17 protein-coding genes, 1 tRNA gene and 1 pseudogene are annotated in these 25,499 nt (G+C 67.9%); 5 read left to right on the top strand and 14 right to left on the bottom strand.

Annotation, left to right across the window (positions count from 1 at the left end; translation table 11 throughout):
- Positions 1–219: 219 nt before the first annotated feature.
- The 6 genes and pseudogenes from BLQ49_RS28920 to BLQ49_RS10170 all read right to left on the bottom strand — a co-directional run bounded on the left by BLQ49_RS28920 (position 220) and on the right by BLQ49_RS10170 (position 7,125).
- Positions 220–1,110: a hypothetical protein gene (locus tag BLQ49_RS28920; RefSeq protein ID WP_143012240.1), complete on the bottom strand. Its 891-nt coding sequence runs from the start codon at positions 1,108–1,110 to the stop codon at positions 220–222.
- Between the two features lie 158 nt (positions 1,111–1,268).
- Positions 1,269–1,970, bottom strand: a pseudogene (locus BLQ49_RS30240) (transposase); the annotation flags it as partial.
- A gap of 882 nt (positions 1,971–2,852) precedes the next feature.
- Positions 2,853–2,927 (bottom strand) — tRNA-Gln (locus BLQ49_RS10155).
- A 107-nt stretch (positions 2,928–3,034) separates the two neighbouring features.
- Positions 3,035–4,612, bottom strand: coding sequence for an aldehyde dehydrogenase (NADP(+)) (locus tag BLQ49_RS10160; RefSeq protein WP_091715523.1), 1,578 nt, complete (start codon positions 4,610–4,612; stop codon positions 3,035–3,037).
- Between the two features lie 53 nt (positions 4,613–4,665).
- On the bottom strand, positions 4,666–6,336 hold the full coding sequence (locus BLQ49_RS10165; RefSeq protein ID WP_091715525.1) for a thiamine pyrophosphate-binding protein: 1,671 nt from the start codon (positions 6,334–6,336) through the stop codon (positions 4,666–4,668).
- A gap of 117 nt (positions 6,337–6,453) precedes the next feature.
- Complete coding sequence (locus BLQ49_RS10170; RefSeq protein WP_244507532.1) at positions 6,454–7,125, bottom strand: GntR family transcriptional regulator; 672 nt, start codon at positions 7,123–7,125, stop codon at positions 6,454–6,456.
- A gap of 198 nt (positions 7,126–7,323) precedes the next feature.
- On the opposite strand from BLQ49_RS10170, the gene BLQ49_RS10175 reads away from it, so the two are divergent.
- The 4 genes from BLQ49_RS10175 to BLQ49_RS10190 all read left to right on the top strand — a co-directional run bounded on the left by BLQ49_RS10175 (position 7,324) and on the right by BLQ49_RS10190 (position 12,484).
- Positions 7,324–8,043: a ribonuclease activity regulator RraA gene (locus tag BLQ49_RS10175; protein ID WP_091715526.1), complete on the top strand. Its 720-nt coding sequence runs from the start codon at positions 7,324–7,326 to the stop codon at positions 8,041–8,043.
- A gap of 54 nt (positions 8,044–8,097) precedes the next feature.
- Positions 8,098–9,441: an MFS transporter gene (locus BLQ49_RS10180; protein ID WP_091715528.1), complete on the top strand. Its 1,344-nt coding sequence runs from the start codon at positions 8,098–8,100 to the stop codon at positions 9,439–9,441.
- A 16-nt stretch (positions 9,442–9,457) separates the two neighbouring features.
- Positions 9,458–11,188, top strand: coding sequence for an L-arabinonate dehydratase (gene araD / locus BLQ49_RS10185; RefSeq protein WP_091715529.1), 1,731 nt, complete (start codon positions 9,458–9,460; stop codon positions 11,186–11,188).
- 291 nt (positions 11,189–11,479) lie between these two features.
- On the top strand, positions 11,480–12,484 hold the full coding sequence (locus tag BLQ49_RS10190; protein WP_244507533.1) for an SMP-30/gluconolactonase/LRE family protein: 1,005 nt from the start codon (positions 11,480–11,482) through the stop codon (positions 12,482–12,484).
- Between the two features lie 137 nt (positions 12,485–12,621).
- On the opposite strand, the gene metH is transcribed toward BLQ49_RS10190, so the two are convergent.
- The 8 genes from metH to BLQ49_RS10235 form a co-directional block, all read right to left on the bottom strand.
- On the bottom strand, positions 12,622–16,374 hold the full coding sequence (gene metH, locus BLQ49_RS10195) for a methionine synthase (RefSeq protein ID WP_091715531.1): 3,753 nt from the start codon (positions 16,372–16,374) through the stop codon (positions 12,622–12,624).
- Positions 16,375–16,632: 258 nt separating this feature from the next.
- Positions 16,633–16,884, bottom strand: a complete 252-nt coding sequence (locus BLQ49_RS10205; protein ID WP_091715534.1) for a hypothetical protein — start codon at positions 16,882–16,884, stop codon at positions 16,633–16,635.
- A 44-nt stretch (positions 16,885–16,928) separates the two neighbouring features.
- Entirely contained in the window at positions 16,929–17,849 is a 921-nt protein-coding gene (metF, locus tag BLQ49_RS10210; protein ID WP_029359478.1) for a methylenetetrahydrofolate reductase [NAD(P)H], read from the bottom strand.
- A 45-nt stretch (positions 17,850–17,894) separates the two neighbouring features.
- A complete protein-coding gene (locus tag BLQ49_RS10215) occupies positions 17,895–18,905 on the bottom strand; it encodes an ArsR/SmtB family transcription factor (RefSeq protein ID WP_091715536.1) in 1,011 nt (336 codons plus the stop codon).
- Positions 18,906–19,079: 174 nt separating this feature from the next.
- Entirely contained in the window at positions 19,080–19,976 is an 897-nt protein-coding gene (locus BLQ49_RS10220; RefSeq protein ID WP_091715538.1) for a bestrophin family protein, read from the bottom strand.
- Between the two features lie 100 nt (positions 19,977–20,076).
- Positions 20,077–21,834 (bottom strand): hydrogenase maturation protein, encoded by a 1,758-nt coding sequence (locus BLQ49_RS10225; RefSeq protein WP_091715540.1) that lies wholly within the window; start codon positions 21,832–21,834, stop codon positions 20,077–20,079.
- 481 nt (positions 21,835–22,315) lie between these two features.
- Entirely contained in the window at positions 22,316–23,242 is a 927-nt protein-coding gene (locus tag BLQ49_RS10230) for an ROK family protein (protein ID WP_091715541.1), read from the bottom strand.
- A complete protein-coding gene (locus BLQ49_RS10235) occupies positions 23,242–24,615 on the bottom strand; it encodes a dicarboxylate/amino acid:cation symporter (RefSeq protein WP_091715543.1) in 1,374 nt (457 codons plus the stop codon). Before BLQ49_RS10235 ends, BLQ49_RS10230 begins: the two co-directional genes overlap by 1 nt.
- Before the next feature lie 246 nt (positions 24,616–24,861).
- On the opposite strand from BLQ49_RS10235, the gene BLQ49_RS10240 reads away from it, so the two are divergent.
- Positions 24,862–25,290: a L,D-transpeptidase gene (locus BLQ49_RS10240; protein ID WP_244507534.1), complete on the top strand. Its 429-nt coding sequence runs from the start codon at positions 24,862–24,864 to the stop codon at positions 25,288–25,290.
- The last annotated feature ends 209 nt before the right edge of the window (positions 25,291–25,499 follow it).

Genomic DNA, 25,499 nt, shown 5'->3' on the forward strand with positions numbered 1-25,499 from the left:
AGAATGCGAAGTTTCGCTGACCGCAAAGGCGTCCTGGTTTGGGCAGGGGCACCTCTCGTCGCTTCAGCCCCAGTGGCTCAGCCGCGCAAGTTCTTTGTAAGCCTGTCGCATCCCTCGCTGAGACTGACCAGTTCGCACGAAGAAATTTCAGGGACTGCCTCTTGTTCCATTTCTGATTAGCTATTGCGAAGAACGTTGTTGCCATACAGGCATTCAATTCTATGACAGATTGAGCTTTTCATTTAATAGACTAATCAGGAGTGCATGTTCCTCGTGACTCAGATCATCCTTTGAATGTGGTAGGTGTGTTGCAGCGAATGCGAGATCCTCGCCGCCGCCTTCCTCAATGATGTGTTTGAATTTATAAAATAAAACTGGGCTCGAAACAGCTGGATGATATATCATTCCGTCTTTGAAGCCACGCCTGAGATAATTATAGGGGTACGGCCTTCGAATGCCGAATGTCTCAATGGATGTTAGGTGGCGACCAAATGAATTGATGTTTCTGCAGTTGAACCCAGCATCTGTGAGCATCGTTGCGCAAAATACCTCATCATTCGGATAATCCTCGATTCCTAGTTTTTGCCCAGGGAGTGGAGCGCGGCGTTTGTCGAGCAGATAATTTGCTGCTCCCCACGATATTCGGACGACTGGAAAGAGGCATCCGTAGACCGGCAGTCCATAGGCAGACATTGTATTCGACCAGACCCAGCCCGGGTAAGCTCGATCATAGCCCGCAGCAATAAAATCTACCTCGGCATGATCATCGAAAAGAGAAAAAAATTCGTTTTCGTCTTCGAATCTGAGAAAGACGTCCGGTTCGATCATCCAATAATGTCTATACGGTCGTCTGCTCAACATGGATGCATATATAAAATAGTCTCCACAGGCCCAGCCAGCCTTTTCCGCAAGCGGCAGATTTTCTTGCGTCATGAAATCCTTATCAATCACAATTTTAATAAAGCGTCCTGGAATCGGGACAGCACCCGATGTTTCGTCAACAGCAACGCAGAAATCAAAACCCTTGATAGTCGACAATCTATTGCAAATAAATTCATGACGATCGTCGAATTTATTTGTTCGAAGAATGATAATCTGCTCGTTAGTCAAGTTAATTTATCCTCAGGATGCGGGTAAACGCGAAGTGAATCGCTTGGTCTTATCAATTCGGGAAGTTTTGAATCTGCTTCTGTAGCAAAACTGCTGCTGTTCTGAGAGATAAAGCCTTCGATCTCTAAGTAATCCCCCTGCTTCTCAGAGTCGAGGGTTTATGCCCGTTCTCTTGCATTAAGACAAGATGCTCTAACACTGCTTTGGCTGACTGAGTTTGGGGTGGGAGATCGAGGAGTGCGTGACAGTGCGGGCAAGGCCGCGGCGGTGGCCGACTGAGGTGATCGAGGATGGCCTGCCGGATCGCCGGCATCCGGGGCTGGGGCGGGGGGCAGGCGCGTCCTTGTTTCGTCCCGCCGCTGCGTGGCGCCGGGTCTGAAGGAAGGCGTAGGCCATCCTTGTCATCAGCGCGTGCCGATGCAGCCCGGTCCACGAGCGGCCCTCGAAGTGGTCGAGGCCGAGCTCCTCCTTCATCTGCTGGTGGGCCTGCGCGCAGAGCGCGCTCAAGGCCTACTGGAACGGGGCTGACCCATACCGTGCATTGGCCACCATGTAGCCGAAGCGCATGCCACCCGCCCGAACCCGGTCGATCTCCGCGACCGCACTCTCCAGCTTGGTGCAGCCCGCACGCAGGCCCTTGGGTATGCCGGCCCATACCATTCGATTCGGGTCGCCCGTGGAGCGCTCGGGCAGGAACTGCGCTCAGCCGACCGCTATGGGTGCCTCACCGCGTGCCAGGGTGAGCGACACCCGCGTCTAGCCGTCGGCGGACTTGCCCAGCGTCGTGGCGTATAGCGGTGCGACCCCGACCGAACGGTTTCCCGTCTTCGGCAGGGGGTGTCTTCGCTGACCATGATCGCATGTATATTGCATCGCGCCAGCGTAGCTTGATCGAATTATCGGCAGCAAAATTATCTTTTCATATGAGGTCAAGGTGTGGAACTTCTGTTGAGATGATTGCTCGCGTAGCAGAGTTTGGTGACCACCACGATCCTGTCGAGCCGCAGTTCCAATGCATCCTCCGCTTTGGCAGCGTCATCTCTAAGGGGTCCGCCATCTGCCAGTCTTGAGCGCTTGGATTCCTTTCAGGTACTTTGTTGGACGCGGGGACCGAACCAGGATTGGCAGTACCGAGACTTGGTCACCCGTGTAGCGCTGACAGCGGCCGATAAACGTTGGTGACGAAGTTCCAGAACATCCCGATCCAGATGAAGAGATTGATGCGGAGCGGCACAGCGCAGGTCCGGCGCGGAGGTCGCGCCGGGAGATGGTGCGGCAGCGGAACGCGCTCAGCCTCGTGCCCGGCGAGCCAAGCCTCGAGCCGCTTCTGAGGGGGCTTTCGGATCGAGCGCCATATCTTTGGGCTATGCTGGCCGGTCTGATTCGCCCACCGGGTGCGCAAACATGATTGCGGCTGGGACCTTGTCACGCTTCCGCACGAGCTGGTCGGCCTTCGACGCTTCTGCTTCCGCTTCGCGCTGACTCGCGAGACGCGTCTCGACGAATGTGCGGGTCCAGCCGGTTGTGGGGTTGGCACGCTTCCGGGGCGCGGTCGGTCGGAACCAGATCGACCAAGGCGTCAATTTGGCAATCGTCGATCTCAGCGGCTCTTCGAAGCTCAGGGACGGCTGGGTTTGTGACCGTTTGGAAGTGTGCCGACCCTTGTGCGCCGGAAAAACACGTTCTGTTCCGCAGTGTCCATCATATCCCGGCCCTGAGGGCTTGAAATTCCTCCAGAAATTTGGCTGGGGCGCCAGGATTCGAACCTGGGAATGGCGGTACCAAAAACCGCTGCCTTACCACTTGGCGACGCCCCACCATGGGCCGTGGCTCTCTAGACGGCGGGACAGGGCGTGGCAAGAGCGTGGCAAGCCGAACCCTGTGCCCCGACCCTTCGGCGATCCGACGACCGGCCGATCCGGTCTCAGCGGCGTTCGGGCACGCCGTCAATCCGGCGGGGCAGGCCGAGGGGGTTGGCGGCCTGGAGGGCGGCCGGCAGCAGGGTATCGGGCATGTCCTGATAGCAGACCGGCCGGAGGAAGCGCTCGATCGCGAGGCTGCCCACGGAGGTCGTGCGTCCGTCCGAGGTCGCCGGGTACGGGCCACCATGCACCATGGCGTGCGCCACCTCGACGCCGGTGCCGAAACCGTTGACCAGAATGCGCCCGACTCGCCGCTCCAGGAGCGGCAGCAGGTCCCGGACGGCCGCGTGATCCTCCGCGGCGAGGTGCAGCGAGGCCGTGAGCTGCCCCTCCAGATGGTCGAGGACCGCCCGCATCGCTGACAGATCCGAGCAGCACACGACGAGCGCGGTGGCGCCGAACATCTCCTCCTGCAACACCGGATCCGCCAGGAAGGCGTCCGCATCGGTGGTGAACAGGGCGGCCCGCCCCTGGGTTGCCGCCCCCTCCGGTCCCTCCGCCACCACGGTGACGGCGCCGTGGCCCGCCACCCGGGCGACGCTCTCACGGTAGGCCCGCTGGATGCCGGGGGTCAGCATGGTGGCGGCCGGGCTCTGCTTCAGGGCCGCAGCGGCGGCCTCCAGGAAGGCGTCGAGGCCGGGCCCGGGCTGAGCCAGGATCAGGCCCGGATTGGTGCAGAACTGACCGGCGCCGAGCGTCAGCGAGGCCGCGAAGGCCTGTCCGATCGCCGCGCCGCGCGTCGCCAGGGCGCCGGGGAACAGCAGGACCGGATTGATGCTGCTCATCTCGGCATAGACCGGAATCGGAAGCGGGCGCCCTGCTGCGATCGCCATCAAGGCCGTGCCGCCCCGGCGCGAGCCGGTGAAGCCCACCGCGGCGATCCGGGGATCGGCCACCAGTGCCTGCCCGATGGACTGGCCGGCATCGAACAACAGGGAGAAGACTCCCTCCGGCAATCCGCAGGCCGCGACCGCCTTCTGGACAGCGCGTCCGACCAGCTCGGAGGTGCCCGGATGGGCCGGGTGGGCCTTCACCACCACCGGGCAGCCCGCTGCCAGCGCCGACGCGGTGTCGCCGCCCGCCACCGAGAAGGCGAGCGGGAAGTTCGAGGCCCCGAACACCGCCACCGGCCCCACCGCGATCCGCCGCAGGCGCAGGTCCGGGCGCGGCAGGGGGGTGCGGTCGGGCAGGGCCGGGTCAATGCGGGCTTCGACGGCGCTGCCCTCGCGCACCACGCCGGCAAAGAGGCGCAACTGCCCGGCCGTGCGGGCGCGCTCGCCCTCGATCCGCGGGCGCGGCAGCCCGGTCTCGGCCATGCAGCGGGTGACGAGCTCGTCGCCGATCTCCAGGATGTTGGCCGCGATGGTCTCCAGAAAACCCGCGCGGGTCTCCGGGTCGGTCTCGCGGTAGGTGTCGAAGGCGGCCTCCGCCAAGGCGCAGGCTCGCTCCAGATCCGCATGGCTCGAACCGGGGAAGTCCGGCTCCAGGGGCTCGCCGGTGGCGGCCTCGACGGCGCGGAACGCCGTCTCGGTGCCGCGCCGGGCCTCGGAGCCGATCAGGGTCTCGCCGCGCACGGTCATGGTCGTCTCCTCATCCTGTGATGCGGACGCGCTGGGGCGCCCGCGGGCGGCGGTCAGCCGCGTTGCGCGGCCAGCGCCTTCTCGCGGATCGCCGCGAGGGTCATGGTCGGGGTGAGTGCTTCCGCGTCGACGCGGCAATGGATCAGCGCCGGCAGGTTCGAAGCGAGGCTGCGCTCGAAGGCCGGGGCGAACTCTTCGGTGCGTTCGACGGTCTCGCCATGGCCGCCGCAGGCCCGGGCGAGGGCCGCAAAATCGGGATTGCGCAATTCGGTCGCCGAGACCCGGCCGGGATATTCCCGCTCCTGGTGCATCCGGATCGTGCCGTACATGCCGTTGTCGAGGACGACGACCACGATGGGTACGGCGTACTGCACGGCGGTGGCGAACTCTTGGACAGTCATCATCACGTCGCCGTCGCCCGCGAGGGCCACGACGATCCGCTCCGGGTGGCTGCGCTTGGCCATCACGGCGGCCGGCAGGCCGTAGCCCATGGAGCCCGAGGTCGGCGCGAGCTGCGTGCCGTAGGCGCGGAACCGGTAGTAGCGGTGGATCCAGGTCGCGAAGTTGCCGGCGCCGTTGCAGATCACCGCGTCCGGCGGCAGCCGCTCCCGGAGCCACGTGATCGCCTGGCCGTATTGGAACGCCCCCGGCTTCGGCTCCGGCGTCTCGGACCACGCGCGGTAGGCGGCATGGGCCTCAGAGGCCCGGCCCGACCCGGTCGGCGCGAATTCCGGCAGGGCCGTGCAGAACGCCGCCGGGCTCGCCTGGATCGCCAGGGTCGGCTGGTAGACCCGGCCGAGCTCCGCCGGGTCCGGATGGACATGCACCAGCGGCAGGCCGGGGTCGGGGATGCCGAGCAGGCCGTAGGATTGCGCCGGCATCTCGGACAGGCGCCCGCCGACCATGAGCAGCAGGTCGGCTTCCTTGATCCGGGCGAGGAGGGCCGGGTTCGGGCCGATCCCCAATTCGCCCGCGAAATTCGGGTGGTCGGCGGGGAAGAGCTGCGCCCGGCGGAACGACACCGCCACCGGTATGTCGTGGCGCTCCGCCCAGGCGGCGAAGGCCGCGCAGGTTTCGGCGCTCCAGCGCGATCCGCCGAGCAGCGCGACCGGGCGCCGGGCTTCCGCGAGCATCGCCCGCAGGCGCTCCGCATCGGCCTGGGACGGGGCGGGCTCGGCCGGCTCGACACGAGGGGCGTCACCGACCGCCGCGACGTCGTCGAGCATGTCCTCCGGCAGGGCGATCACGACCGGGCCGGGCCGGCCCTGCATCGCCACCCGGAAGGCCCGGGCGAGGATCTCCGGGATCCGGGCCGCGTCGTCGATTTCCACCGCCCATTTGGCGACGCCGCCGAACATCTGGCGGTAATCGATCTCCTGGAACGCCTCGCGATCCCGCATGCCCCGGGCGATCTGCCCGACGAACAGGATCATCGGCGTCGAATCCTGCCGGGCGATATGGATTCCCGCCGAGGCATTGGTCGCGCCGGGGCCGCGCGTGACCATGCAGATGCCCGGGCGCCCGGTGAGCTTGCCGGCCGCCTCCGCCATGATGGCGGCGCCGCCCTCCTGTCGGCAGACGAGGACGTCGATGCCGCTGTCGCGCAGCGCGTCGAGCACCGCGAGGTAGCTCTCGCCCGGGACGCAGGTGACGCGCTCGACCCCCTGCCCGAGCAACTGGTCGACGAGAATCCGCGCGCCGGTGCGTGGGGGCAATCCGCTCAAGCCGTCCTCCCTGGCGATCCCGCCGTGCGGCCTTCGGCCGAGGTGGCCGCTGATCCGGTCTGAGATGCCGGTGATATCTCAGCCAAGGATAGAGGTCCGCGGGTCGCCGTCAACCTGTCAGACCAGTGGCCGGCGGTCGAGGGCCCTGCGCGTCATCTGGTCGAGAAAGTCGAACAGGGTGCCGATACCGGCAACTGCCATCTCGGCATCGCGCGCCACGACGCCGGCCACGATCCCTGCGTGGATCCGGGCACAGTCGACGAAGCTCGCGGTCGGCTCGTAGGTGTACCAGAAGCGTCGGGACTGGGCGTGGAGCGCCGCCATGGTGCTGGTCAGGGTGGCGTTGTGGGCGGCGTTGACCATCGCCTCGTGCAGCACCCGCTTGCTCCGGAAATAGGTCTCCCGGTCGCGGGCCCCGGCGGCGGCGAGCAGACCGGCGACACCCTTGTCCAGGGCGGCGAGTTCCTGGTCCGTGCCGCGCGCGATCACGCAGCGCGCCACCGTCTCGTCGAGGGGGCGACGGACCTCCAGCAGTTCGAGATGCGTGATGAGGTCGACGGGGGTGACGAGGACGCCCCGGCGCGGATGGACCTCGACGAAGCCGATGGCCTTCAGTCGTGCCAGCGCCTCGCGGACCGGGGTACGGCCGAGCGCCAGTTCCTCGCCCAGCTCGCCCTCGGACACCATCGCCCCGGGGGCGAGGCGGCGGCTGATGATCATCTGCTCGATGGCGTCGTAGGCGGTCTCCGCGAGGGAGCGCGGCCGTTCCGTGATGCTGAGGCCGTTCAAGCCCGATCCTGCCGACACAAATTTCGCTCCGACCAATACACGTGTTTGTTGGTTTCAGGATTTGTCTGACGCCAGACGGAGGCATTGACAATGGCGCCGAACGGCATGCTACTCAAGCCCTGAGATATCAGTCGGCGCCCACGGCGGTTCCTTCGGGCCGCACCGTGGAGTGACACGACCACCAGGGAGGATGAGCCGATGTCCGGGCTGTCGCAGGAAACGCGCGCCAAGCTGAAGACCGTCAGCACGGCGACATTGATGACCGCCCTGTACAAGCGCGGCTTCCGCAACCAGATGATCCAGGGCGTCCTGCCCCTGAAGAAGGGCGGCCCGACCATGGTCGGCGAGGCCTTCACGCTCCGCTACATGCCGGCCCGCGAGGATCTGAACCCGATCACCGTGTTCCGCGACCGGGCGCATCCCCAGCGCAAGGCCGTGGAGGAATGCCCGCCCGGCGCCGTCTTCGTGATCGACAGCCGCAAGGATGCGCGCGCGGCTTCCGCGGGTTCGATCCTGGCGACCCGGCTGATGGTGCGGGGCTGCGCCGGACTCGTGACCGATGGCGGGTTCCGCGATGCCGACGAGATCGCCGCCCTCGACATGCCGAGCTACCACGTGCGGCCGTCCGCGCCGACGAACCTCACCATCCATCAGGCGATCGACATCAACGTGCCGATCGGCTGCGGCGACGCCCCGGTCTTCCCCGGCGACGTGATCGTGGGTGACGGCGACGGCGTCGCGGTGATCCCCGCCCACATCGCCGACGAGGTCGCCGCGGAGGCGGTGGAGATGACGGCCTACGAGGATTTCGTCACCGAGGAGGTCCGCAAGGGGCGCTCGATCCTCGGCCTCTATCCAGCGACCGACGAGCAGAGCCTCGCCGACTTCGCCGCGTGGCGGAAGCAGACCGGCCGCTGAAGGCCAGCCCCGTTCGCGGGCAGATAAAAGCACGGTCAGAACAGGGAGGGCGCCATGGCGGCGGGCATTCCAACGGTCTCGGCGGCGCCGGAGATCGAACGGCGGACCATTTCCAAGGTTTCGTGGCGTCTCCTGCCGCTGATCGTGGTGATCTACTTCGTCGCCTATATGGACCGGACGAATGTGGGCTTCGCCTCCTTCGGCCTGAACCGGGAGTTCGGCTTCTCGGCGACGCTCTACGGCTGGGGGGCGGGAATCTTCTTCCTCGGCTACTTCTTCTTCGAGGTGCCGAGCAACGTGCTGCTGGAGCGCACCGGGGCGCGGATCTGGATCGCCCGGATCATGATTACCTGGGGGCTGATCGCGGGTGGCATGGCGTTCATCGCTGGCCCGGTGAGCTTCCTGGTGATGCGCTTCCTGCTCGGCGTCGCCGAGGCCGGGTTCTTCCCGGGCATGATCCTGTACTTCACCTATTGGTTCCCGCGGAAATACCGCGCCCGGGTGGTGGCGGCCCTGTTCCTGGCGGTGCCGGGCTCGAACGCCCTGACGGCGGTGATCTCCGGGGCGCTGCTCCAGCTCGACGGGGTGCTCGGCCTCCATGGCTGGCAATGGCTGTTCATGGTCGAGGCGGTGCCCGCCATCATCCTGGCCTTCGTGGTGCTGGCGCTGATGACCGACCGGCCCGCCAAGGCGACGTGGCTCGCCGAGGACGAGCGCCGCTGGCTGGAGGATACGCTGGAGGCGGAGCGCCGCAGCACCGTGAAGGCCCATGGCCATTTCACGCTCCGGCAGGCGCTGACCGATTCCCGGGTCCTGACGCTGGCCGGGATCTACTTCACCATCGTCACGGCGACCTACGGCATCACCTTCTTCCTGCCACCGATCCTCAAGAGCCTGAAGCTCACCGACTGGCAGACCGGGCTCGCGACCGCGGTCCCCTACATCGTCGGCACCCTCGGCATGGTCTCGTGGAGCTGGTCGTCGGACCGGCGCAACGAGCGGCGCTGGCACTTCGTCATCGCGGCGATCGTCGCCGCCATCGGCCTCATCGCCTCCGGGCCGCTGCTCGGCAGCCTCTGGGCGCTCGTGGCGATGTCGGTGGCCACCGTCGGGCTCTACGGCACCAAGCCGGCCTTCTGGCCCCTGCCGGCCGAGTTCCTGTCGGGATCGGCCGCGGCCGGCGGCATCGCGCTGATCAACTCGATCGGCAATCTCGGCGGCTTCGTCGGCCCCTACGTCCTGGGCTGGCTGAAGGACACCACCGGCACCTACGAGGCCGGCCTCTACTTCCTCGCAGGCTGCGCGCTGGCCTCGGCGGCCCTGGCCTTCGTGTCGATCCGCCCGCAGGCGCCGGCCACGGAGGCGGGCGCGACCGGCGCGGTCCGCCCCAACGCGTGAGACGAAGGGCATCGCGATGAGCGCACGCAAGAAGACACTGGGTGAGCTGCGCAGCCAGCGCTGGTTCGGCGCCACCGACCTGCGCAGCTTCGGCCACCGCTCGCGCATGCTCCAGATGGGCTACGAGCGCGCCGATTTCAGCGACAAGCCGGTGGTCGGCATCATCAACACCTGGAGCGACATCAACCCCTGCCACCAGCACTTCAAGGCGCGGGTCGAGCACGTGAAGCGCGGGGTCTGGCAGGCGGGGGGCTTCCCGATCGAATTGCCGGCGCTGTCGCTGTCGGAAAACTTCGTGAAGCCGACCACGATGCTCTACCGCAACCTCCTCGCCATGGAGGTGGAGGAACTGCTGCGCCAGCATCCCGTGGATGGCGCGGTGCTGATGGGCGGCTGCGACAAGACCACGCCCGGCACCGTGATGGGCGGCATCTCCATGAACCTGCCGATGATCTTCCTGCCGGCCGGCCCGATGATGCGCGGGCATTTCGGCGGGACGATCCTCGGCTCGGGCTCCGACGTTTGGAAGTACTGGGCCGAGAAGGAGGCCGGGAACATCACCACGCAGGAGTGGAACGACATGGAGGCGGGCATCGCCCGCTCGGCCGGCACCTGCATGACCATGGGCACGGCCTCGACCATGACGTCGATCACCGAGGCGCTGGGGCTCACCCTGCCGGGCGCGGCCTCGATCCCGGCGGCGGATGCCGACCATCCCCGCATGGCCGGCGCCTGCGGTCGGCGGATCGTCGAGATGATCTGGGAGGATCTGAAGCCCTCCGACATCCTCGACCGGCGCTCCGTCGACAACGCGCTGGTGGTCCACAACGCGCTCGCCGGCTCGACCAACGCGATGATCCACCTCGTCGCCATGGCGGGACGCGCCGGAATCCCGGTGAAGCTCACCGAGTTCGACGAATTCGCCCAGAAGGTGCCGGTGATCGCCAACCTGCGGCCCTCCGGTCAGTGGCTGATGGAGGATTTCCACATCGCAGGCGGGATCCGGGCGCTGATGGCGCGCCTGTCCCCCCTCCTCCATCTCGATGCCCGCGCGGTCAGCGGCGGCACGATCGGCGACGGGCTCGCCGGCATCCGGGTCTACAACGACGACGTGATCCGGCCGCTCGACCAGCCGATCGTCGCCATGGGCGGCACCGCGATCCTCTACGGCAACCTCGCTCCCGACGGGTGCGTGATCAAGCCGCCGGCCGCCGAACCGCGCCTCCTCCAGCACACCGGCCCGGCGCTGGTCTTCGACGATTACGATTCCATGAGCGCGGCGGTGAACGACCTCGACCTCGACGTGACGCCCGACCACGTGATGATCCTGCGCAATGCCGGCCCGATCGGCGGCCCCGGCATGCCGGAATGGGGCATGCTGCCGATCCCGAAGGTCCTGCTCCGCCAAGGCGTGCGCGACATGGTCCGCATCTCCGACGCGCGCATGAGCGGTACGAGCTACGGTGCCTGCATCCTGCACGTCTCACCGGAATCGGCGGCCGGCGGGCCGCTGGCCGCCGTGCGCAACGGCGATCTCATCACGGTCGACGTGCCGGGACGGCGGATCCACCTGCACCTCGACGATGCCGAGATCGCCGAGCGGGTGAAGGCGTTCCGCCCGCCGGACCGGGCCTATCCGCGGGGCTACAACCGCCTGTTCGCCCAGCACGTGCGGCAGGCCCACGAGGGTTGCGACTTCGATTTCCTCGAGGGGGCGGGTGGCATCCCCGAACCCGAGATCCACTGACCCATCCTCGGGTCGCCCGGCTCCTGAAATCTCATAGTGCCGCCGGGCGAAGCGATTGGGAACGAAGCACGGGTCCCCTCTCCCGTGCGGGAGAGGGACAGGGTGAGGGACGAGAACTCTCCGGATAAGGCGCACCGTGAACGCACGTCCACGGAGTGGTCCCTCCTGAAATGTCTCGCCCCTCACCCCAACCCTCTCCCGCACGGGAGAGGGGGCCCGTCGCGGCCTGCCGCCGAGGGTTTTTCGGTCTGAAACGCGTGAACAGCGTCAGACTTTCATCAGGGAGGACACATGGCGATGATCGCACGCAGGGGGCTGCTCGCCGGGGCGGCCCTCATCGGTGCCGCGCGGGCGGCGGGGGCGGGCTGGGAGCCGTCGCAGCGGGTGCCGGACCCGGCCGTTGAGATCCTCGAGCCGGCCTTCGCCAAGTACCGCCTCGCCTCGGCGACCGTGGAGCGGGTCGCCACCGGCTGCCGCTGGGCCGAGGGGCCGGTCTGGTTCGGCGACATGGGGTCGCTGCTGTTCAGCGACGTGGTCAACGACCGGATCATGAAGTGGGAGGAGGCGTCCGGCACGCTCTCGGTGTTCCGCAAGCCGTCGAACTACGCCAACGGCAACACCCGCGACCGGCAGGGCCGGCTGATCACCTGCCAGCACAAGACCCGCAGCGTCACCCGCACCGAGCATGACGGCACCATCACCACGCTGCTCGACCGGTTCGACGGCAAGCCGCTGAACTCGCCGAACGACGTGGTCTGCCATTCCGACGGCGCGATCTGGTTCACCGACCCGGCCTTCGGGCCGAACCCGCACGAGTCGATGGCGGCGCCGGAGCTTCCGGGCAACATCTATCGGATCGACCCGAAGACGGGCCAGGCCAGTGTCGCGGTCGAGGGCGTAGCCGGGCCGAACGGCCTCTGCTTCTCGCCCGATGAGTCCAAGCTCTACGTCATCGAAGCCCGGGCGAAGCCCAACCGCCTGATCCGCGTCTACGACGTGGTCGAGAACGGCACCAAGACCGCCAACGGCCGGGTGTTCTACGATGCCGGCACCGGCACGCCGGACGGGTTCCGGGTCGATGTCGACGGCAATCTCTGGTGCGGCTGGGGGATGAGCGAGGCCGAGGACGGGGTGCTGGTGCTCTCGCCGCAGGCCAAGCCGATCGGCCGGATCCGCCTGCCCGAACGTTGCGCCAACCTGTGCTTCGGCGGCCTCAACCGCAACCTGCTGCTGATGGCGGCGTCGCACTCGGTTTATGCGCTGTATGTGAATACGCGGGGTGCGGGGACGTGCTGAAGGCTGGAGGGGCGGTTTGAGCGTACCGTCCTTGCGAGCGGAGCGAAGCAATCCACGGCGGCGGCACGCTGACGAATGTCGCGCTGCCCTGGGTCGCTTCGCTGCGCTCGCGATGACGGGGGCGCGAGCCCCCGCCCCTACTCCGCGGCTTCAGCCAGATACCGCGCCGGGTCGTAGTTCAGGATCGGCCCGAGCCAGCGCTCGACTTCGCGGACATCCATCCCCTTGCGGGCGGCGTAATCCTCGACCTGATCCCGCTCCACCTTGGCGACGCCAAAGTAGTGCGCCTCCGGGTGGGCGATGTAGATCCCCGACACCGAGGAGCCCGGCCACATGGCGTAGGACTCGGTGAGCTTCACGCCGATCCGGCTCTCGGCCTTCAGCAGGTCGAACAGGGTCGTCTTCTCGGTGTGATCGGGCTGGGACGGGTAGCCCGGGGCCGGGCGGATGCCGTCGTACTTCTCCAGCACCAACTCTTCGGGGGCGTAGGCCTCATCGGCCGCGTAGCCCCAGAACTCCTTGCGCACCCGCTCGTGCATCCGCTCGGCAAACGCCTCGGCGATGCGGTCGGCGAGCGCCTTCACGAGGATCGCCCGGTAATCGTCGTTCGCCCGCTCGAAGCGCTCGGCGATCCGCACCTCCTCCAGGCCGGCCGTGACCACGAAGCCGCCGACGTAATCGGCGATGCCGGTCTCGGCCGGGGCCACGAAGTCCGACAGGCAGGTGTTCGACCGCCCGTCGCGCTTGGAGAGCTGCTGGCGCAGCCCGTGGAAGGTGGCGAGCCGCTCCGACCGGCTCTCGCCGGTGTAGAGCACGATGTCGTCGCCGACGCTGTTGGCCGGCCAGAAGCCGATCACCGCCTTCGGGTTGAACCAGCGCTCCGCCACGATCTGCTTCAGCATTTCCTGCGCGTCCTCGTAGAGGGCGCGGGCGGCCGGCCCCTGCTCGGGATCGTCCAGGAGTGCCGGGAAGCGGCCCTTGAACTCGTAGGTCTGCAGGAACGGCGTCCAGTCGATGTAGGGGACGAGGTCGGCGACCTCGTAGGAGCCGTAGACCCGCGTGCCGGTGAAGGTCGGCTTGGCCGGCTTGTAGCCCGACCAGTCGATCTTGAAGGCGTTGGTCCGTGCCTTGGCGAGCGGCAGCCGCTGCTTGTCGAGTTCCGAGCGCTTGTGGGCGTCGGCGACCTTGGCGTACTCGGCCCGGACCTTCTCGATCGTGGGCCCACGGGTCTCCTTCGAGATCAGGCTCGACACCACACCGACCGCGCGGCTCGCGTCGGTGACATAGACCGCCTGACCCTTGGCGTAGGCCGGGTGGATCTTCACCGCCGTGTGGACGCGGCTCGTGGTGGCGCCGCCGATCAGCAGCGGCACGTCGAACCCCTCGCGCTCCATCTCGCCCGCCACATGGACCATCTCGTCGAGCGACGGGGTGATCAGGCCCGACAGGCCGACGATGTCGACCTGCTCGCGCTTGGCGGTTTCCAGGATCTTGGCGGCCGGAACCATCACGCCGAGATCGATGATCTCGTAGTTGTTGCAGGCCAGCACGACGCCGACGATGTTCTTGCCGATATCGTGGACGTCGCCCTTCACGGTGGCCATCAGCACCTTGCCGGCGGCCTGGCGCTTGCCGTCGCCGCCATTGGCGCGCTTCTCCTCCTCCATGAAGGGTTCGAGATAGGCCACCGCCTGCTTCATCACGCGGGCGGACTTCACCACCTGCGGCAGGAACATCTTGCCGGAGCCGAACAGGTCGCCGACCACGTTCATGCCGGCCATCAGCGGGCCCTCGATGACGTGGAGCGGGCGCTCCACGCCCTGGCGCGCCTCCTCGGTGTCGGCCACGATGTACTCGGTGATGCCGTTGACCAGCGCGTGCTCGATCCGCTTCGCGACCGGGGCCTCGCGCCAGGTCAGGTCGGCGGTCTTGGCCTGAGCCGAGGCGCCGGTCTTGAACCGCTCGGCCGCCTCCAAGAGGCGCTCGGTGGCATCGTCGCGGCGGTTGAGGACGACATCCTCGCACAAATCGCGCAGCTCCGCCGGAATCTCGTCGTAGACGGCGAGCTGGCCGGCATTGACGATGCCCATGTCCATGCCAGCCTTGATGCAGTGGAACAGGAACACCGCGTGCATCGCCTCGCGCACCGGCTCGTTGCCGCGGAACGCGAAGCTGAGGTTCGAGACGCCGCCCGAGATATGGGCGTGCGGCAGGGTCTCGCGGATCGTGCGGGTCGCCTCGATGAAGGCCACGCCGTACGGGTTGTGTTCCTCGATACCCGTGGCGACGGCAAAGATGTTCGGATCGAAGATGATGTCCTCGGGCGGGAAGCCGACCTGCTCGGTCAGGATCCGGTAGGCCTTGGTGCAGATCTCGACCTTGCGCTCGTAGGAATCCGCCTGCCCCTGCTCGTCGAAGGCCATCACCACCACGGCGGCCCCATAGGAGCGGCAGATCTTGGCGGCCTCGATGAATTTTTGCTCGCCCTCCTTCATGGAGATCGAGTTCACGATCGGCTTGCCCTGGATGCACTTGAGGCCGGCCTCGATCACCTCGAACTTCGAGGAATCGACCATCACGGGCACCCGGGCAATGTCCGGCTCGGCGGCGACGAGGTTCAGGAACTCGACCATCGCCTTCTGCGAGTCGAGCAGGCCCTCGTCCATGTTGACGTCGATCACCTGCGCGCCGGCCGCCACCTGATCGCGGGCGACGTCCAGCGCCGCCGCGTAGTCGCCGTTGGTGATGAGCTTGCGGAACTTGGCCGAGCCGGTGACGTTCGTGCGCTCGCCGACGTTCACGAAGGGGATTTCCGGCGTGAGCACGAAGGGTTCGAGGCCCGACAGCCGCATCAGGCGCGGGATCTCGGGGATCGGCCGCGGCGCCTTGCCGGCGACCGCCTCCGCGATGGCACGGATATGGTCCGGGGTGGTGCCGCAGCAGCCGCCGACCATGTTGACGAGGCCGGATTCGGCGAACTCGCCGACCAGCTTGCCCATGGCCTCCGGGCTCTCGTCGTAGAGGCCGAACTCGTTCGGCAGGCCGGCATTCGGGTAGGCGCAGACCAGCGTGTCGCAGATCCGCGACAGCTCGGCGATGTGGCCGCGCATCTCGCGGGCGCCGAGCGCGCAGTTGAGGCCGAAGGTCAGCGGCTCGGAATGGCGCAGGGAGTGCCAGAAGGCCGCCGGGGTCTGGCCCGACAGGGTGCGGCCCGAGAGATCCGTGATCGTGCCGGAGATCTGGATCGGCAGGCGGATGCCGGTCTCTTCAAAGACCTGCCAGGCCGCCGCCACCGCGGCCTTGGCGTTGAGCGTGTCGAAGATGGTCTCGATCAGGATCAGCTCGGCGCCGCCGTCGATCAGGCCGCGGACCTGCTCCACGTAAGCCTGCTTCACCTGATCGAAGGTCACGGCCCGGAAGCCCGGGTTGTTCACGTCCGGCGAGATCGACAGGGTGCGGTTCGTCGGCCCGATGGCGCCGGCCACGAAGCGGCGGCGACCGTCCTTCTCCTCAGCGAGCTTGGCGGCCTCCCGGGCGAGCCGTGCGCCCTCGGCGTTCAACTCGTGGATGATCGACTCCATGCCGTAATCGGCCTGGGCGATGGTGGTGCCCGAGAAGGTGTTGGTCTCGCAGACGTCGGCGCCGGCCAGGAAATAGTCGAGGTGGATCTGCCGGATCGCATCGGGCTGGGTCAGGATCAGGAGGTCGTTGTTGCCCTTCTGATCGTGGCCGTGATCCTTGAACCGGCCGCCGCGAAAGTCCTCTTCCGAGTACTTCAGCCGCTGGATCACGGTGCCCATCGCCCCGTCGAGGACGAGGATTTTTTCGGCCGCGCGCTGGCGGAGGGCCTTCTCGATCTCGGTGCCGTCGACGGGGGCAAAAGCGGTCATTCGGGTGATCCCATCAGCCACCTCATCCTGAGGTGCCGGAGCGAAGCGGAGGCCTCGCAGGAGGCCTCCAGATGTCGTGTCGATCCCTGGACCCCTCCTTCGAGGCCGCTCGCGCGGCACCTCAGGATGAGGTGGAGGGTTGGATCCTCGGTTTCTCGTGCGTGCCTGGGCCGTTGGCTCAGACACAACCCGTCTTTGCGAGCGGAGCGAAGCAATCCAGCCGCGCCGCTTCAAACGAGCTGGTGGTGGCTAGCTAGGTCAGCCTGCCTTCTCCAGGGCGGCAAGTCGCCTCTCAATCGCTTCGAGCCGCTCTTCGACCTCCGCAGCAGCGTAGCGTCCGAGGACCGATTCGCCGTTCACGGCTTCACGCAGGTTGTCGAAGCGGCGCTCAAGCTTGTCGAAGCGCGCATCGTGCTCTTCGAGCTTGCGGTCGACGCGCTCGAAACCTGCGCTCATCTCCGCTCTTATCTCCCGGAGGAGCGGAACGATCATATCCTGCGGCTCGGCCATCGCGATGAACCCCCTGCCGCGCCCGAACCGGGCGCGGCTGAAATCTAAGCCGCAGCCTTAGCCGCCGCCAGCTTCGGCGCCTGGGCGCGCAGGCCGAGCAGGTGGCAGATCGCGTAGACGAGATCCGAGCGGTTCATCGAGTAGAAGTGGAAGTCGTTGACGCCCTCGTCCACGAGGTCGAGCACCTGCTCGGCCGCCACCGCGGCGGCCACGAGACGGCGGGTCTCCTTATCGTCGTCGAGCCCCTCGAACCGGGCGGCTAGCCAGTAGGGCACCGAGGCGCCGGTGCGGCGGGCGAAGTTCGCCGCCTGCTTGAAGTTCTGCACCGGCAGGATGCCCGGGATGATCGGGATGGTGATCCCGGCGGCCCGGACCTTCTCCAGGTAGCGCAGGTAGATCTCGTTCTCGAAGAAGAACTGGGTGATCGCCTGATCGGCCCCGGCATCGACCTTGGCCTTCAGGGCGTCGATGTCGGCGTCGAGGGAGGCGGCCTCCGGGTGCTTCTCGGGATAGGCCGAGACCGAGACCTTGAAGTCGCCGATCCGCTTGATCCCCTCCACCAACTCGGCGGTCGAGGCGTAGCCCTCCGGATGCGGCCGGTAGGCGTGGCCGACGCCTTCGGCCGGGTCGCCGCGCAGGGCCACGATGTGGCGCACGCCGGCATCCCAGTAGGACTGGACCACCGCGTCGATCTCCTCGCGCGAGGCGTCCACGCAGGTGAGGTGGGCGGCGGGCTTCAGGCTGGTCTCGCGGACCATCCGGGCGACCGTGTTGTGGGTGCGCTCGCGGGTCGAGCCGCCGGCGCCGTAGGTGACCGAGACGAAGCTCGGCTGCAGCGGGGCAAGGCGCTCGATCGAGGCCCAGAGGATCTTTTCCATCTCTTCGGTCTTCGGCGGGAAGAACTCGATCGAGACGCGAATCGGGTGGTAGCCGTCGCGGCTGGCGCGGTGGGTGGAGCGGCGCATCGGTCTCGTCCTCTATGTCGGTCGGTTCAGACGATGGGTTGGGCCTCAGGCGACGGCGCGCTGAGGCTGTTCGGTGGTCTCGTCGGCCAGCCCGTCCTGGGCCAGCCAGAGGGTGACGGTGAGCTGGCCCGACTCGCGGGGCGCCAGATCGCGGGTGGCGATTGTCGCAAGTCCGGCGTCGGCGAGCCAGCCGGAAACCTGATCGGCCGAGAAGCCGAGCCGCCGGTGGGCTTGGCCGGTCCGCAGGAATTCGAGTTCGTGGGGGGCGAAATCCACCACCAGCAGCCGGCCACCCGGCGCCACCAGCCGCGCGGCACCGCGCAGCGCCCGGGCCGGGTCGTCGAGATAGTGCAGCACCTGATGGACCACCACGAGGTCGAAGCTCGCCCGGGCGAAGGGCGGCGCGTGGATGTCGCCCTGCCGCAGATCGACCCGCGCCAGGCCCTGCCGCTCCAGGTTGGCCCGGGCGACCGACAGCATCGCGTGGCTCGAATCGAGACCCGTGGCGCGCCCGGCGAGCGGCGCCAGCAGGCCGAGCATCCGGCCCGTGCCGGTGCCGAGGTCGACCAGGCTGCCGATCGGCCGGTCGCCCAGAGCGTCGAGCACCGCCGCCTCGACCACGGTCTCGCAGATGTGCAGCGAACGCAGCTCATCCCACTTCGGCGCGAGCCGGGCGAAGAAGGTCTGGGCCGTCTCGGCCCGCTGCGCCCGCACGGCGTCGAGCCGGGCGCGATCCTCCGAGAGGGGCGGTGCCGTGCGGTCGAGCCCGGAGAGCAGCGGATCGGCGAGGCCGGCCCGGGCCTCGGCCAGCCGGAAGAACGCCCAGGCGCCCTCGCGGTGGCGCTCGACCAGCCCGGCCTCGACCAGAAGCTTGAGATGGCGCGAGATCCGCGGCTGCGACTGGCCGAGAATGTCAGTGAGATCGGAGACTGACAGCTCTCCCTCGACGAGCAGGGCCAGGATGCGCAGGCGCGTCTCCTCGGCGGCTGCGCGCAGGACGCCCAAGGCCTCCGGAAAGGGGATCGATCCCGCCTGTCGCTTGGCTTCGATAGACATAAAGATATGTTTATGTGCGTTTCGCGCCCGGCGCAAGCGCGAAACGTCATGGTTTCAAAAGGCCTGGGCCTTTTGCGGGTCCGGGGCGGAGCCTGGGTGGGTTCGGGCGAAGCCCGATATCGGGGCTCCGCCCCGATGCCCCGCCAAAGGGCTCGCCCTTTGGGAACCCGAGAATTACCGTAGCCAGTACCCGTCCGGCGCCAGCGGCTCCGGCATCGGCTCGCCGAGGGCGTGGTGGACGATCCGATCGACCGTGCGGACCATGGCGTCGAGGGGCAGGTCGTTCGGCTCGGTGCCGAAGGGTTCTTCCAGCTCGTCGCCGAGGGCGTCTAGGCCGAAGAACGTGTAGCCGACCAGCGCCACCACGATCGGCGTGCCCCAGCCCAGGGATCCGGCCAGCCCCACCGGCAGGAGCAGGCAGTAGAGCCACGCGGTCCGGTAGACGAGCAGCGTGTAGGCGAAGGGCAGCGGCGTGTTGGCCAGGCGCTCGCAGGCGGTGTGGACCCCCGACAGCGCCTCGATCCGCGCCTCCAAGAGCCCGAACTGAATATCCGTGAGCCGGCCGGCGCGCATGAGCCCGGCGAGGTCGCGGGTCATGGCCGCCAGGATCGCGTCGGTGGCGTTGGGGCCGGACAGGTCCGATCCGGGGGCCTTCCCGTCCACGGCCGCGGCCTCGTCCAGGGCACGCAGGCGGGCGCGCAACCCGTGCGCGAAGGCCGAGAGCCGTCGGAGCTGGGGCGCCGCGTCCGGGTCGGGCAGCAAGGCTGGCAGGGCGCGGGCGAGGTTGCGCACCTCGCCGATCAGGCTGCCCCAGTGCTTCCGGGCCTCCCACCAGCGCTCGTAGCAGGCGTTGTTGCGGAAGCTCAGGAAGATCGAGAGCGCGAGGCCCACCACCGTGAAGGGCGTCACCCCCGCGCTGACCGGGAAGAAGCCTGGCCAGCGCGCCTCCGCCCACACCACCGCGCAAGACACCGCAACGATGCCGACGAGCTTCGGGGCCACCCGCGGCAGGATCGAGCCGCGCAGGGTGAACAGCAGGGTCAGCAGGTTGGGCCGGGTGCGGACGATCATGGGGGCATCGCGGAACGGGGCCGGCCCTCCTGCCCCGCCCAACCGGCGCCCGCAAGGCGGCCGCCCCCAACACGTCTGCGTCAGGGGCGGCAGCCGTGCGTCAGAAGCCCACGGCCGCCGGCGGCCGGCAGGTTTCGGAGAGCGTGGGCGGCGCGATACCCCCCGGCTCCGCCGTGCTGGCGAGCAGGCGGACGGAGGCCGGCGACCAGCAGGCGGGGCGCTTGAACACGAACGCGTTGCGCGCCCGGTGGTAGGGGGAATCTGGCTGGAAGAAGTTCCGGTACATCTGGGTCAGCTCGGCGCGCCGGTACTGCGCCAGCGGGCGCTGCGCCTCGTCCGCGTCCCGCGCCGCCTGCTTGCGGGCGGTGATCGCGGCGTGACCTTCGATCTTGGCAGCGGCGAAGGCCTGCACGGCCAAGTCGAACGCTTCACCGGCGATCGCCTGATCGGCGAGGTCGATCTCCGCGGCGCGGCGGGCGCTGATCGGCAGGCAGCCCTCCGTCAGCGCGACGGCGCGTTCCCATCCGACCCGGCGGGGCAGCAGGTAGGTCCAGTACTCCGAGCCGTAGAGCCAGCCCATGTTGCGGTAATGCGGGTTGAGCACCACGCCCTCGCGGACCAGGACGAAATCCGCGGCGAGCGGCAGGATCGCCCCGCCCGCCCCGACATTGCGGCCGACCGCCGCCACCACGACCGTGTCGGTCGCCAGGATGATCGCGCGGATCAGGTCGTCCATGGCCACGATGTTGGCCCAGGATTCCGCGGCGGCATCCGCGCTCGCCTCGATTTCGTTGAGGTGGATGCCGTTCGACCAGAGATCGTCGCCGCCGGCGAGTACGATGACCTTGGGCGAGCGGGCCCGCGCCTGCTCGAAGGCGGCCTGGAGTTGGCGGCACTGGGCCGTGCTCATGGCGCCGTTGTGGAAGTCGAAGCGCAGGCGGATGATGTCGCCCTGGTGCTCGATGCGCACCTCCTCGACCGGGTTCGGATAAGCCAGCTCCTCCGAGGGGGCGATGACCGGTAGATCCGCGGGGAGCGCGTCGCCGAGCACCTGCACGGCGCTGAGCTTGATGCCGCCCTCCTGCTTCGGCTTCAGGCGGCCGATCCAGACCGCGCCGTCCACCGTCGCCCGGCAGATCGCGCCGCTCTCGGACCGGGCGATCACCTGGCCCGGCTCGCCCCGCAGGCGCGGCTCGGCGCAGGCGGCGTGCAGGTAGACCGGACGGCCGTAGAGTTCGTCGAGGACGCCCGGCACCCCGTCGGCCGCGTGGATATGCGCGAGGATTTCGGCCGTCTCGTGCCGGCTCCAGTCGATGCGGCGGTCCGCCTGTTTCATCGAGGGGCGCAGGCGTCCGAGGGCGGTCGGGGCCGCGTAATCGAGCGGCCGCGGCTGGAATCCGGGCCGTTCGAGGTTGGCCAGCGCCTCCCACAGGCAGGCCACCGCGCCGTCGATCACCTCGCGCCGGTAGATGCTGCTTTTGGGAGCTTGGCGCAGGGGGAAGGTCCGCGTCGCCCAGATCGGGCCGGCATCCATCTCGGCCTCGGCCTGCAGCAGGGTCACGCCCCAGAGGTCCCATCGCTCCTGGATGGCCCAGTCGAGCGCTGAGGGGCCGCGGTCGCCCTCGATTCCGGGATGCACGATCAGCGTGAGGTAGGCGCGCCAGAGCCGTTCCGGGATCGCGCGGGTCAGGAACGGGGCGATGGCGAGATCCGGGCGGAAAACCGCGAAGGCCTCCGCGAGGCGCTCCTCGTCGCCGGCATAGACCTCCACGGCGACGTCGTGGCCGGCATCCGAGAGTTCGACGAAAAACCTCTGCGTCATGCTGTTGAACGCCGAGGATACCAGGAGCACGCGCATTTCAAGACTCCGAAGGGGTTTTGGCTGGTACCAAACCCATCTCGGAGCTCATCCCTGACATTTTATTGATTGTTTTTCTAATTAGCGAGTCAAAAACGCAAAATGAGCAGCTTGTAAGGACGGTAAAATTCGATTGTCATCGAAAATTTTGCGGTCTGTCAGGCTGAATCATCAGAGCTGGACAAAAATAATCTCTGGAAAGACTTTGAGCAAGATGGTTGCAACGGCAAAAATCATGACGGCACCGCGCCGGTGCTGTCCGACGGGCGCGCGGCGAGGTGGATGTCGGGTGTGAACCGATCGTCCGGAGGGTCCCGGTCTGCGGCGGGACCGCGCCCCGTGTCGGCACGGGAGGCGCGCTCAGAGCCTGTTGACCGCAAGGCCCCGGTCGCACGCCGCACGATGCGGCGGCGATCGCGCTCCCGCCCTTCAGGATGTGGATCGGGCGGTCCGAGCCGCCATGCTCCGCGTGGACGCCGTCTCAGACGGCCTCCGCCTCCCACAGCCACGCCGCACCGCGCACGCCCGAGGCGTCGCCGTGAAGGCTCGCCCGCACCGGGGTCTCGAAGGCATCCGAGAAGACGTGGGGGGCGATTGCGGCGGGTAGGCCGGCGATCAGTTCCGGGATCCGCGACAGGCCGCCGCCGATCACGATCACGTCCGGATCGAGCAGGTTGATCACCTGCGCGGCCGCGCGCCCGAGCCGGTCGAGATGGTGGGCGAGCGTCTCCGCCGCGTCGGACGCGCCGTCGCGGGCGGCCTCCACGATCGCCTCGGCGGTCAGGCCCCCACCGTGCCGCCGCGCGTGATCGGCCGCGAGGCCCGGCCCGGATAGCCAGGTCTCGATGCAGCCCCGCCGTCCGCAATAGCAGGGCGGCCCCGGGCGCTCGTCGTCGCGGGGATAGGGCAACGGGCCGTGGCCCCACTCACCCGCGATGCCGTTATGGCCGGTGAGCACCCGCCCGTCGATGGCGAGGCCCGAGCCGACGCCGGTGCCGAGGATCACGGCCCAGACCACCCGCGCGTCCGCGCCGGCGCCGTCGATCGCCTCCGAGACCGCGAGGCAATTGGCGTCGTTCTCGATCCGCAGGGGCCGGGCGAGCCGCCGCGCGAGGTCGGCGCCGAATGGCAGGCCGTTGAGCCAGTGGGAGTTGGCGTTGCGCACGAGCCCGGTGGCCGGGGATAGGCTCCCCGGCATGCCGATCCCGACGGTGCAGGGCAGGTCCGCCTCGGCCTCCAGCCGCAGCACCAGGTCCGCCACCGCCTCCAGCGTGGTGCGATAGTCGCCGCGCGGGGCCGCGATCCGGGCTTCGGCCAGCGTCGCACCGGCCCCGTCGAGGACGATCCCGGCGATCTTGGTGCCGCCGAGATCGATGCCGAGGCGTGCCCGTCCCGTCGGGGCCGCCATCACTCGGCGGCGGCGACCTTGCGGTCCGTCGCCATCGGCTGGGGCGTCTCGTCGGTGATGTGGGTGCCGATGGAGACCGGGTGGGCCATCACCTCGTTGAGCTTGGCCACGTCGAGCTCGCCCTCCCAGCGGCTGACAACCACGCAGGCGACGCCGTTGCCCACGAGGTTGGTGAGCGCGCGGCACTCGGACATGAACTTGTCGATGCCGAGCACCAGGGTCATGGCGGCGACAGGGACCGGGCTGTTGGGGATCGCCGACAGCGTCGCCGCCAGGGTGATGAAGCCCGCGCCGGTCACGCCCGAGGCGCCCTTCGAGGTCAGCATCGCCACAAGGATGATGGTCGCGTATTGCGAGAGGGTCAGATCCGCGCCCACCGCCTGTGCCAGGAACAGGGTGGCGAGCGTCATGTAGATGTTGGTGCCGTCGAGGTTGAACGAGTAGCCCGTGGGCACCACGAGGCCGACCACCGAATCCGAGGCGCCGAGCCGGCGCATCTTGGTCATGAGCTGCGGCAGCACCGTCTCGGAGGAGGAGGTGCCGACCACGATCAGCAACTCGTCCTTGATGTAGGCGAGGAAGCGCAGGATCGAGAAGCCGGCCACTCGGGCGATCGCGCCGAGCACCACCACCACGAACAGGATCGCGGTGACGTAGAAGGTGCCGACGAGCCACGCGAGGTCGTAGACCTTCTGGATGCCGTACTCGCCGATGGTGAACGCCATGGCGCCGAAGGCACCGATCGGCGCGAGCTTCACCACGATGCCGATGATCCGGAAGAAGATCTGCCCGGCGGTGTCGATCGCGTGGTTCACGGACGCCGCCCGATCACCGAGACCCGTCACCACGACGCCGGTGAGGATCGAGATCAGCAGCACCTGCAGCAGGTCACCGGTTGCGAAGGGATCGAGGAAGCTCTTGGGGATGATCGCCAGGATATGGGCGACGGTCGAGTCGGCGGCGGCCTTGTTGGCGTAGCTCGCGACCTTGGAGGCGTCGAGCTTCGACGGGTCGGCGTTGAAGCCGGCCCCGGGCTTGATCACCTCGCCGACCAGGACGCCGATCAGCAGCGCCACGGTCGAGACCACCTCGAAGTAGACCAGCGCCTTCAGGCCGACACGGCCGACCTTCTTCAGGTCGCCGATCGAGGCGATGCCGTGCACGATGGTGCAGAAGATGATCGGCGCGATCATCATCTTGATCAGGCCGATGAAGGCGTCGCCGAGCCACTTCATCGCCTTGCCGGTGGCCGGGTCGTACCAGCCGAGCAGGACGCCGAGCGCGATGGCGATCAGAACCTGAATGTAGAGAACTTTGTACCAGGGCTCGCGGGGCGCCGCGGCCGGACTCGTCGCGTGGATTGCTTGTGCCATGTCCTATCCGTGCGACTGCCGCGCACCCTCCCGATGTGCCGGCACGCTAGCGGCTATCGTCCGGCGCCTCAACGGTAGGTCGGTAATCTACCGGGAACCAAGCGTGACAAAAACCTGTCGATCCCCGCCGCGAAGTACTTCTCGCGCCCGATAATCGCGCTCATCCCAACACGTGCGGCTTATTTCCGTCGTCGCCGGATTTCGCCGTCCGCCCATCGGCGTTCAGAGGCATTCCGGAGGTTTTCCGTGGCTGTACGTCATTGGGCTGGGGCCGCCTTGCTCGGCGGGCTCCTGGCCGGCGTCCTGTCGGCGCCGGCGGCCGCCGGGGTCGTCGCGCAGATCGACCAGGGCAGCCAGCGGATGCGCGTGTTCGTGGACGGCTATCCCGCCTATGACTGGCCGGTCTCCACCGCCCGGCGCGGCTACGTCACGCCGACCGGCCGTTACAGGGTCGGGTTGATGGCGCCGATGTGGCGCTCGCACAAGTATCACGGCTCGCCGATGCCGCACGCGATGTTCTTCCGCGGCGGCTACGCGATCCACGGCACCTACGCGACGGGCTCCCTCGGGCGCCGGGCGAGCCACGGCTGCATCCGCCTGTCGCCGGGGCACGCGGCCGCCCTGTTCAGCCTCGCCCGCAGCCGCGGCGGCGCGGCGGTGGTGATCCGCAACTGAGGCGGAGGCGGGTCGGGCTCGGTCCGCCAGGAAAGGGGCGCGGGGCCTGCTTGTGCAGGGTGTTGAGCAATCCGCAGACATCGCGGCCCGCCGATTTTACGGCGGCCTTTCCCGGGCGCACGGAGCGTCAGCGGAATGCGACCCGGCGCCGTGCGTCTGATCAAGTCTCTCAAAACAGCGGGCCGCGGTGCGTGATGCACCGCGGCCCG

The organism is Methylobacterium phyllostachyos (genome assembly GCF_900103445.1).
In the GTDB taxonomy this organism is placed as follows: Bacteria; Pseudomonadota; Alphaproteobacteria; order Rhizobiales; family Beijerinckiaceae; genus Methylobacterium; species Methylobacterium phyllostachyos.